The organism is Microbacterium sp., from assembly GCF_029263575.1.
GTDB lineage: Bacteria > Actinomycetota > Actinomycetes > Actinomycetales > Microbacteriaceae > Microbacterium.
In genome coordinates this window covers 1-9,063 of sequence record NZ_JAJUFV010000120.1, presented here as the reverse complement: position 1 = coordinate 9,063, position 9,063 = coordinate 1, and the positions used below count along the sequence as shown (strand labels likewise).

The 9,063-nt window shown below is 65.9% G+C and carries 9 protein-coding genes and 1 pseudogene; 6 read left to right on the top strand and 4 right to left on the bottom strand.

The genetic code is table 11. The annotated features are described in order from the left end of the window. A partial coding sequence (locus Q1J95_RS11760; RefSeq protein WP_300267774.1) for an amidohydrolase family protein occupies window positions 1-540 on the top strand: 540 nt, incomplete at its 5' end. Then, on the top strand, window positions 537-1,445 hold the full coding sequence (locus Q1J95_RS11755) for an arginase family protein (protein ID WP_300267772.1): 909 nt from the start codon (window positions 537-539) through the stop codon (window positions 1,443-1,445). The genes Q1J95_RS11760 and Q1J95_RS11755, both read left to right, overlap by 4 nt. A 32-nt stretch (window positions 1,446-1,477) precedes the next feature. On the opposite strand, the gene Q1J95_RS11750 is transcribed toward Q1J95_RS11755, so the two are convergent. After that, window positions 1,478-2,755 (bottom strand): DUF445 family protein, encoded by a 1,278-nt coding sequence (locus tag Q1J95_RS11750; RefSeq protein WP_300267770.1) that lies wholly within the window; start codon window positions 2,753-2,755, stop codon window positions 1,478-1,480. A 23-nt stretch (window positions 2,756-2,778) separates the two neighbouring features. On the opposite strand from Q1J95_RS11750, the gene Q1J95_RS11745 reads away from it, so the two are divergent. Beyond that, on the top strand, window positions 2,779-3,084 hold the full coding sequence (locus Q1J95_RS11745) for a metal-sensitive transcriptional regulator (protein ID WP_300267769.1): 306 nt from the start codon (window positions 2,779-2,781) through the stop codon (window positions 3,082-3,084). A gap of 2 nt (window positions 3,085-3,086) precedes the next feature. On the opposite strand, the gene Q1J95_RS11740 is transcribed toward Q1J95_RS11745, so the two are convergent. The 3 genes from Q1J95_RS11740 to Q1J95_RS11730 are packed head-to-tail and all read right to left on the bottom strand — an operon-like array spanning window position 3,087 to window position 6,243. Continuing rightward, window positions 3,087-4,241: an acyl-CoA dehydrogenase family protein gene (locus Q1J95_RS11740; protein WP_300267767.1), complete on the bottom strand. Its 1,155-nt coding sequence runs from the start codon at window positions 4,239-4,241 to the stop codon at window positions 3,087-3,089. Then, window positions 4,241-4,996: an alpha/beta hydrolase gene (locus Q1J95_RS11735; RefSeq protein WP_300267765.1), complete on the bottom strand. Its 756-nt coding sequence runs from the start codon at window positions 4,994-4,996 to the stop codon at window positions 4,241-4,243. Before Q1J95_RS11735 ends, Q1J95_RS11740 begins: the two co-directional genes overlap by 1 nt. 41 nt (window positions 4,997-5,037) lie before the next feature. Next, window positions 5,038-6,243: an MFS transporter gene (locus Q1J95_RS11730; RefSeq protein WP_300267763.1), complete on the bottom strand. Its 1,206-nt coding sequence runs from the start codon at window positions 6,241-6,243 to the stop codon at window positions 5,038-5,040. 368 nt (window positions 6,244-6,611) lie between these two features. On the opposite strand from Q1J95_RS11730, the gene nrdH reads away from it, so the two are divergent. The 3 genes and pseudogenes from nrdH to nrdE form a co-directional block, all read left to right on the top strand. Continuing rightward, window positions 6,612-6,845: a glutaredoxin-like protein NrdH gene (gene nrdH, locus Q1J95_RS11725; RefSeq protein WP_300267762.1), complete on the top strand. Its 234-nt coding sequence runs from the start codon at window positions 6,612-6,614 to the stop codon at window positions 6,843-6,845. A gap of 12 nt (window positions 6,846-6,857) precedes the next feature. Further along, complete coding sequence (gene nrdI / locus Q1J95_RS11720) at window positions 6,858-7,307, top strand: class Ib ribonucleoside-diphosphate reductase assembly flavoprotein NrdI (protein WP_300267761.1); 450 nt, start codon at window positions 6,858-6,860, stop codon at window positions 7,305-7,307. Next, window positions 7,304-9,063 (top strand): annotated as a pseudogene (gene nrdE, locus Q1J95_RS11715) (class 1b ribonucleoside-diphosphate reductase subunit alpha); the annotation flags it as partial. The gene nrdI and the pseudogene nrdE, both read left to right, overlap by 4 nt.

Below are 9,063 nucleotides of genomic sequence, written 5' to 3'. Positions count from 1 at the left end.
GGGCTCATGCCGCGTGTGCATGCGAGTCAGCTCGGGCCGGGCGACGGCGTGCGGCTGGCGGTCGAATTGGGCGCAGCATCCGTCGACCACGGCACGTACCTGACCGATGACGATGTGGCGGCGCTCGCGGCATCCGATACCGTCCTCACCCTGCTCCCCGGTGTCGAGTTCTCGACCCGGCAGCCGTATCCCGACGCCCGCCGACTCATCGACGCCGGTATCACTGTCGCGATCGCCTGCGACACGAATCCCGGCTCGAGCTTCACCTCGTCCATGCCGTTCTGCATCGCCGTCGCCGTGCGCGACATGGGGATGACTCCGGCCGAGGCGCTGTGGGCGGCGACAGCCGGGGGAGCTGCGGCGCTGCGCCGTGACGGCATCGGCATCATCGCGCCGGGGGCCCGCGCCGACCTCGTGCTGCTGGACGCCCCGAGCCACGTGCATCTGTCGTATCGGCCCGGCGTGCCGCTCGTGCACACCGTGTGGAAGGACGGCGCCGTGCTGCACGGCGCCTCCGCGAGCGAAGGAGGTCGAGCATGACGCTCCCGTTCGACGAGCTGTGGCCGCGGGCCGGTGGCTGGCCGACCTTCGACGCCGCCGAGCGTTCGGATGCTGTGCTGCTCGGCGTCCCCACGTGGCGCACATCCCTCTCGCCGACCCGAGCGCACACGACGCCGCAGGCGATCCGCGACATGCTGCCGCGCTACAGCGCGACGCTGATGGGGCCGGCGCCGGTCGATCTCAATGCCATGCTGCGCGTTACGGACGCGGGAGACATCGCCGAGCCCGACGGCGACGCCGGGATCGCCGCCACCGTCGCCCGCGTCGCAGAGGTCGCCGCGGCCGCCGACCTCGTGATCGCTCTGGGCGGAGACAACGCGCTCACCTATCCCGTCGCACGCGGCGCGGGGGCAAACGGCCTCATCACGATCGATGCCCACTTCGATCTGCGCGATGGCGTCTCGAACGGCTCACCGGTGCGGCGTCTGGTCGAGGATGCTCCCGCACACGAGCGCATCGACCCGACGCGGATCGTGCAGGTCGGGATCGCTGACTTCGCGAACTCCGCCGCGTACGCTCGGCGGGCGGCGGACTGGGGCATCCGCGTCATCACCCTCGACGAACTGCGGCGTCGCGGTGTCGCCGACGTTGCGCAGGAGGCTCACCAGGTCGCCGGTGCGGATGTCGCGGCACGCGTGCATCTCGATGTCGACGTCGACGCGGCCGATCGAGCCGCGGCTCCGGGATGTCCGGCGAGCGTTCCCGGCGGCCTCGCCGCCCACGAGCTGCGCGCGCTGGTGCGCGCCCTCGTCTCGGATGCGCGCATCGTCAGCACCGACATCGCCGAGGTAGATGCCGCAGCCGACTCGGCCGACGGGCGAACCGTGCGCCTGGCCGCCCTGTGCGTGCTGGAGATGCTCGCCGGCCTCTCAGCCCGGGTCTGACGCGGGCACTCGGCGCCAGGGCGGTCGGCCGCTCACACTCCAGGGATCACAGCGTGGGCGATGGCGAAGATCGCCAGGCCCGCCAGGGCGCCGACGATCGTTCCGTTCAGACGGATGTACTGCAGGTCGCGGCCGACCATGAGTTCGATCTTCTCCGTCGTCTCGGCCGGATCCCAGCGTTCGACGGTTTCGGTGATGATCGATGCGATGTCATGCCGGTAGCGATCGACCAGGAAGACCGCGGCCTCCGACACCCAGGTGTCGACGCGGCGCTGCAGCGCGGCATCCGTCACGAGGCGCTCGCCGACCTCTTCAACAGCCTGCAGGGCGCGCCCGCGCAGGCTGCTGGTCGGATCCTGCAGCGCCTCGATGAGACCGTTCTTCGCGGTGTTCCAGGCCTCGGCCGCCAGCGAGCCGACGCGGGGGCTGTCGAACAGCGACGCCTTGGCGTTCTCGAGCTTGCCGCGGGTGACCGTGTCATGCTGCAGGTTGTCAGCGAGGCGGGCTAGGTAACCGTCGATCGCGATGCGGGCCGGATGCTGCCCGTCAGCGCGCACGGCATCGACGAACTTGATCGCCTCGTGGTAGACCGTGTCATCGACGAATCGGTGCGCGAGCTTCGGCACCCAGCCGGGCAGCCGCCGCGAGACGAGCCCTGAGAACGCATCAGCGTTCGCGACCAGCCACGTCGAGATGCTGTCGGCGGCGAGGTCGACGGCGCTTCGATGCGCATCGGATGCCACGATCTTCTCCAGCCAGGCGCCAGCAGGCGGCCCCCACTCCGGTTCGACGAGATGCTCGCGGGCGAGGTCGGCGATGAGGTCTCGTACATCGTCATCGCTCAGCGCGTTCAGGACACCGACCGCGATCGCCGAACCTTCGGCAGTGACTCGCTCAGCGTGCGGCCTCTCGCGCAGCCACGCGCCCGCGCGCCGGGCGATCGCCGTGCTGTCGAGCTTCGTGCGCACCACAGAGGCTTCGAGGAAGTTCGTCTCGACGAACTCGCCGAGTGTGCGGCCGATCTCGTCTTTGCGGTTCGGGATGATCGCCGTGTGCGGAATCGGCAATCCGAGCGGACGCCGAAACAGCGCCGTCACCGCGAACCAGTCGGCGAGCGCACCGACCATGCCGCCCTCCGCCGCCGCTCGCACATACCCGAGCCACGGGGAGCGCCCCTGCAACCAGAAGGCGATGACGAACACGATCGCCATGAACACCAGAGCGCCCATGGCTATCGCCTTCATCATGCGCAGGGCGCGCAGTCGCTCTTGATCGGCAGGAGAGAGCAGGGCCATCGGAGTGCGCGGCATAGGCACATCCTCGCACGCACTCGGTGTCTGAGCCCGTCGAGGGTAACCTCGAAACCGTGATCGAAGACATCAAGAAGCGCGCCCTGCACCGCACCAGCATCCTGGAGGGGCAGCTGCGCGGCGTCGCACGGATGATCGAGAGCGAGGAGTACTGCATGGACATCATCACGCAGTCCCGCGCGATCCAGAAGTCGCTGGAGTCACTCAATCGGCTGCTGCTGGAGAATCACCTCCGCACGCACGTCACGCACATGTTCGAGCACGGCGGAGACGAGCGCGACCAGGCCGTCGACGAGCTGCTGAAGGCGTTCGATTTCGACCGCAAGTGAGGTTATTCGATCGGGCCGAGCAGCGCGCTGGCGGCGGCCGAGTGCGCGGACTCGGGGTCGGATGGGTGAAACATCCCGGCCAGCACGTCGCGGTAGAGGCGCGAGAGCTCGTTGGATGAGAAGTACGAACCGCCGCCGGCGGTCAGCATGGCCTGGTCGACGACGTGCTTCGCCATCGTGACCGCTCGATGCTTCGTGCCTGACAGCAGGGTGAACCAGCGGGCGCCGTGATCGTGTCGCGCATCGACGTCGCGGGCGAGCGCGGTGATCTGCGGCGGCACCGCGTCGTACGCCAGGCTCATATCGGCGATGCGCCAGCGGATGTCGGGGTCTTGGCTGTAGGCGAGACCGGTCTTCTTCGACGTGCGCTTGCGCACGGTCTCGACAGCGAGATCGAGGGCGCGTCGGGCGATGCCGGTGTACACCGAGGCGAGTAGCAGCTCGAACACGCTGAAGATTCCGAAGATGATGGGTTCGGGGCTCGGCCCCGGATCGATGCGGCTCACCACATGCTCCGCGCGGGCCGCGGCGCCGTCGAGCACTGTCGTGCGGCTCTGCGTGCCGCGCATGCCCAGTGTGTCCCAGTCGTCGCGTGTGGTGACGGCATCCGTTCGATCAATGAACGCGAACACGAGCTTCGGGGCATCCGCACTCGTCGTGTCGAGGCCGTGCAGACCGAGTTTCGTCCACACCGGCGCGAGTGAGGTGAAGATCTTGGTGCCGGTGAACGCATATCCGCCGTCCGCCTGGGGAGCGGCTTGAGTGTCGCTGACGAAGAGGACGAGGTCATTGCCGCCCTCGCTGACTCCGAAGGCGAAGACGTCGCCGGCGGCGGCGCCATCCTGCACGAACTCCATCCCGGTGACGCCGCGGTCGCTGAAGACCTTCGCCACGCCGGTCCAGACCAGGTGCATGTTGATCGCCAGCGCCGTGGCGGGCGATGCCCCGGCCAGGCGCTGCTGCAGGAGGGCGGCCTGCTCGAGGCCGAGTCCCGCTCCACCGCGTTCCTCAGGCACGAGGATGCGGAGGTATCCGCTGTCGCGAAGCTCGTCGAGATCCTGTTCGGGGAAGGTGTTCTCTCGGTCATGGATCGGCGCTCGCTCGCGAATGCGCTCGAGAAGATCGTCTGGCAGATACACAGCGGGGTCGAAGATCATCACAGTGCCTCCAGCAGTTGTCTCATGGTCTCGTCGGGCTTGTCGCGGTGCGGGGAATGGCCAGCGCCGGAGACGACCGACATCGTGACATTCTGGTTCGTGGTCAGCACGGCATCCGCGACATCGCCGGTGAACAGGCTGTACACGTCAGGGTCGCCGCCGATGATGTGCGTGCGAACCCGCAGGCGCGCGGCATCCGCTCGCACATCCCACGGATCGTTCTGCGCGCTGGTCTGCTCCACCGCCCATGCGCTGGCGCGGGTGACCGCATCGACCTTGAGCTCGATCTCCTGCGGATGCCAGTGCGGATGCTGTTCGCGCACAGTCTCATAGCGATTGTCGGCGAACGCGCGCTCCTGACTACGGCGCACGATCGCCTCGTCTCGGCCGGTGACGAGGACGGCCGGGTCGATGAGGATGAGCTTCTGCGTCCAGGACTGATCGGATGCCGCGGCCACGACGCTGGCCGCGCCGCCGAGTGAATGCGCGACGACCGCATCCCACGGCGCGTCGCCGTCGCGCCTGGTGGCGGCGAGGTCCGCGGCGTAGGCGGCCACGCTGTAGTCGAGTGCGCGCGGGGCGGCACCGTGTCCGCGGAGGTCGACCGCGATCGCGTGCCAGCCGGCGTCTGCGAGGGCCACGCCGGTCTGCCACATGAGAGCGGCCGACGATCCGAGCCCGTGCACGAGCAGCGCATGGCGAGAGGCATTCGGCGATCCCCAGCACAGGCGAGGGAGGGTGAGAGGTGCGGGCATGCACTCAGCCTACGAGCCTTCTCGCGCCCGGCCCAGGCTGATCAGCGCGGGATCGTGACGGGCTCGGTGTCGGGATAGGGGCTTGCATCTCGCTCGCGGAGGTCGGGGAACGATCGTACGAACACGATCGCGACGATGAGTCCGACGAGGGTGAACAGCACGCCGGCGAGAAACGCGCCTTGGGGTCCGGCGCCGTCGACGAGGAACCCGGCGACGGCCGACCCTGCGGCCGCCCCGATGAGTTGGCCCGTCCCGGCCCAGCCGAACGCCTCGGCCGTCTCGCTGAACTTCACGCTCGCCGTCGTGATGGCGAAGAGCACAGCCAGCACGGGGGCGATGCCGACGCCCGCGAGCAGCAGCGTTCCGCCGAGCCAGAAGATGTTCAACGAGAACACGGCGAGGGTGAGGCCGAGCGTCACGATCACGAGGCGGCGTGCCATGGCCCACGGCCCGATCGGGATGTGTCCCAGGGACAGACCACCGACGAGGCTGCCGACAGCGAACACTCCCAGCACGAGTCCCGCCTCGATGCCATCATGACCGAAGGTCGCCACGACGCCGACCTCGACGGCGGAGACTCCTCCGATGAGGAGGAAGCCGATGACGGTCGCCAGCAGAACCGGAGGTTTGAGAACCACCAGACCGAAAGCACGGCGGCTGCGGGGGATGCGCACGCGGCCGAGCTCGGGTGAGAGCACGAACCATCCGCCGGCCACGACGAGGATGACGGCGATCAGCACCAGCCCCTCGACGGTTCCGACCTGAGTGGAGACGACCGTGATCACGACCGGGGCGAAGATCCAGATGATCTCCTGCAGGGAAGCATCCAGCGAGAACAGCGGTGTGAGCTGTGCCGCGTTGACGAGCTTCGGGTAGATCGTGCGTACAGCCGACTGGACGGGCGGTGTCGACAGGCCGATCAGGAGCCCGAAGAACACGTATCCGGGCAGGGTGAGCGGAAGCAGGGCGAGAGCGAGCACCGACAGCACGCATACGCCCAGGGTGAGGGTGAGTACGCGCCGCATACCCCAGGCGCCCATCCATCTGCTGGTCAGGGGGCCCGCGAGGGCCTGCCCGACCGAGGTCGCCGCGAGAACGAGCCCGGCGGCGCCGTAGGAGGCGGTGCGCTGCTCGACATGCAGCAGAATCGCGAGCGCGGTCATGCCGGAGGGGAAGCGCGCGGCAAGCTGCGAGGTGATCATTCGTCCCACCCCGGGGGTGCGAAGAAGGTCCCGATATCCGGCCACGAGGCAACGCTACTCGGGGCCGATGCGGTTTCGTCACACCGTGCGTGTCGCGACACGCCGCGACACGCCGAAGGACGTTCTCCACAGAAAAACTAATGTCTGGGGCGCGTCGTAGCGTGCCACCTGTGGATGGATTTCTGGGAGGTCTCTGAGAACCGCGAGATCATGCGCTTCGAGGGTCAGAAAAATATCTGTCCCGCTGTGGATGAAACGGTGGACAACCTGTGTTGTATCAGTGGAGAGCGGTGGAAAATCACACGGATGTAACTACTATCCCTAGTGGTCACCCTCAATGTCTGTCCCTATATGTAGTATTGAAGTCCCGGCTGGGGGTCTGCTGGGAAAACCGAGTTTGAGGGGAATGAGAAATGTCGATCACGGTCTACACGAAGCCTTCGTGCGTGCAGTGCAATGCGACCTACCGTGCGCTGGATGCACAGGGCATTGAGTACGAGATCCACGACCTCTCGGAAGACGCCGCGGCTCTTGAGCAGGTCAAGGCGCTCGGCTACATGCAGGCACCGGTCGTCGTGACCGATGAAGATCACTGGTCGGGCTTTCGCCCAGACAAGATCAGCGAACTGGCATCTCGTCTGGCATAGGGAGGTTCGGTCATGAGCGTCGTCGCCACCGCTGCGCCGCTCCTGGTCTACTTCTCCAGTACGTCAGGTAACACAGCTCGGTTCATCGAGAAGCTCGGTCTTCCCGCGCAGCGCATTCCGCTGTATCGCACAGAAGAACCTCTCATCGTCGATGAGCCCTTCGTCCTCGTGACTCCCACCTACGGCGGGGGACAGGGGCGCGATGTGGAAAAAGGCGCAGTACCCAAACAGGTGATCCGGTTTCTCAACGATGAGCGCAACCGACGTCACATTCGCGGAGTGATCTCCGCTGGCAACACCAACTTCGGCGAGTCGTTCTGTCTCGCCGGAGAGATCATCAGCCGCAAGTGCCGTGTGCCGCACTTGTATCGGCTTGAAGTATTCGGCACGCAGGACGATGTTGATCGCGTGAGCGACGGATTGGAACGATGGTGGACACCGCAGTTGATGAGCAGGCAATGACCGAGCAGGTGGCGTTCAAAATCAACCCCGCATTCGAGGGGCTCGACTATCACTCGCTCAATGCGATGCTGAACCTCTACGACGCGAACGGGAAGATCCAGTTCGACGCCGACAAGCGCGCCGCGCAGGAGTTCTTCCTGCAGCACGTGAACCAGAACACCGTGTTCTTCCACTCGCTCAAGGAGCGTCTCGACTACCTCGTCGAGAAGGAGTACTACGAGGGTGCGCTCATCGAGAAGTACTCGCTCGAGTTCATCCAGAAGCTCAACGACCTCGCCTACTCGAAGAAGTTCCGCTTCGAGACATTCCTGGGGGCGTTCAAGTACTACACCAGCTACACCCTGAAGACCTTCGACGGCAAGCGTTACCTCGAGCGCTTCGAAGACCGCGTGGTCATGACCGCGCTCGGCCTTGCCGATGGCGACGAGCAGGTCGCGATCAACCTGGTGGAAGAGATCATCTCGGGCCGCTTCCAGCCGGCGACTCCGACGTTCCTCAATGCAGGCAAGGCGCAGCGCGGTGAGCTCGTCAGCTGCTTCCTGCTGCGCATCGAAGACAACATGGAGTCGATCTCCCGCGGCATCAACTCGTCGCTGCAGCTGTCCAAGCGCGGCGGCGGTGTGGCGTTGCTGCTGTCGAACATCCGCGAGTCGGGTGCGCCGATCAAGCAGATCGAGAATCAGTCCAGCGGCATCATCCCCGTCATTAAGGTGCTCTAAGACAGCTTCAGCTACGCCAACCAGCTCGGCGCCCGTCTGGGCGCGGGGGCCGTGTACCTGAACGCGCACCACCCCGACATCATGCGCTTCCTCGACACCAAGCGCGAGAACGCGGACGAGAAGATCCGGATCAAGACGCTCTCGCTCGGTGTCGTCGTGCCCGACATCACGTTCGAGCTCGCCAAGAACGGCGAAGACATGTACCTGTTCTCGCCCTACGACGTCGAGAAGGTCTACGGCGTGCCGTTCGGTGACATCTCCGTCACCGAGAAGTACCGCGAGATGGTCGATGACCCGCGCATCAAGAAGACCAAGATCAACGCGCGTGAATTCTTCCAGACGGTGGCCGAGATTCAGTTCGAGTCGGGCTACCCGTACATCATGTTCGAAGACACGGTGAATAAGGCCAACCCCATCAAGGGCCGCATCAACATGTCGAACCTCTGCAGCGAAATCCTGCAGGTGAACACGCCGACCACGTACAACGAAGACCTGTCGTACGACACGATCGGCAAAGACATCTCGTGCAACCTCGGCTCGATGAACATCGCGCTGGCCATGGACGGCGGCGACCTCGGCTCCACGGTCGAGACGGCGATTCGTGGCCTCACCGCGGTCAGCAACCAGAGTCACATCTCGTCGGTGCGCTCGATCGAAGACGGCAACGACCGCTCGCACGCGATCGGGCTCGGCCAGATGAACCTCCACGGCTACCTGGCGCGCGAGCACGTGCACTACGGCTCGGAAGAGGGGATCGACTTCACGAACATCTACTTCTACACGGTGCTGTTCCACGCGCTGCAGGCATCGAACAAGCTCGCCATCGAGCGAGGCGTGGCCTTCGATGGCTTCGAGGACTCGACCTACGCGTCGGGCGCCTTCTTCGGCAAGTACCTCGAGCGTGCCTGGGTTCCTGAGACTGAGAAGGTCAAGGAGCTCTTCGCCGGCCACCACATCCCCACGCAGGCCGACTGGGCCGAGTTGAAGGACAGCATCCAGAAGCACGGTATCTACAACCAGAACCTGCAGGCCGTGCC

Excerpts from the sequence above, each read along its gene's own strand:
- Q1J95_RS11755 (WP_300267772.1), top strand. The coding sequence starts at position 537 with ATGACGCTCCCGTTCGACGAGCTGTGGCCGCGGGCCGGTGGCTGGCCG.
- Q1J95_RS11740 (WP_300267767.1), bottom strand. The coding sequence starts at position 4,241 with ATGATCTTCGACCCCGCTGTGTATCTGCCAGACGATCTTCTCGAGCGC.
- nrdH (WP_300267762.1), top strand. The coding sequence starts at position 6,612 with ATGTCGATCACGGTCTACACGAAGCCTTCGTGCGTGCAGTGCAATGCG.
- Q1J95_RS11750 (WP_300267770.1), bottom strand. The coding sequence starts at position 2,755 with ATGCCGCGCACTCCGATGGCCCTGCTCTCTCCTGCCGATCAAGAGCGA.
- nrdI (WP_300267761.1), top strand. The coding sequence starts at position 6,858 with ATGAGCGTCGTCGCCACCGCTGCGCCGCTCCTGGTCTACTTCTCCAGT.
- Q1J95_RS11735 (WP_300267765.1), bottom strand. The coding sequence starts at position 4,996 with ATGCCCGCACCTCTCACCCTCCCTCGCCTGTGCTGGGGATCGCCGAAT.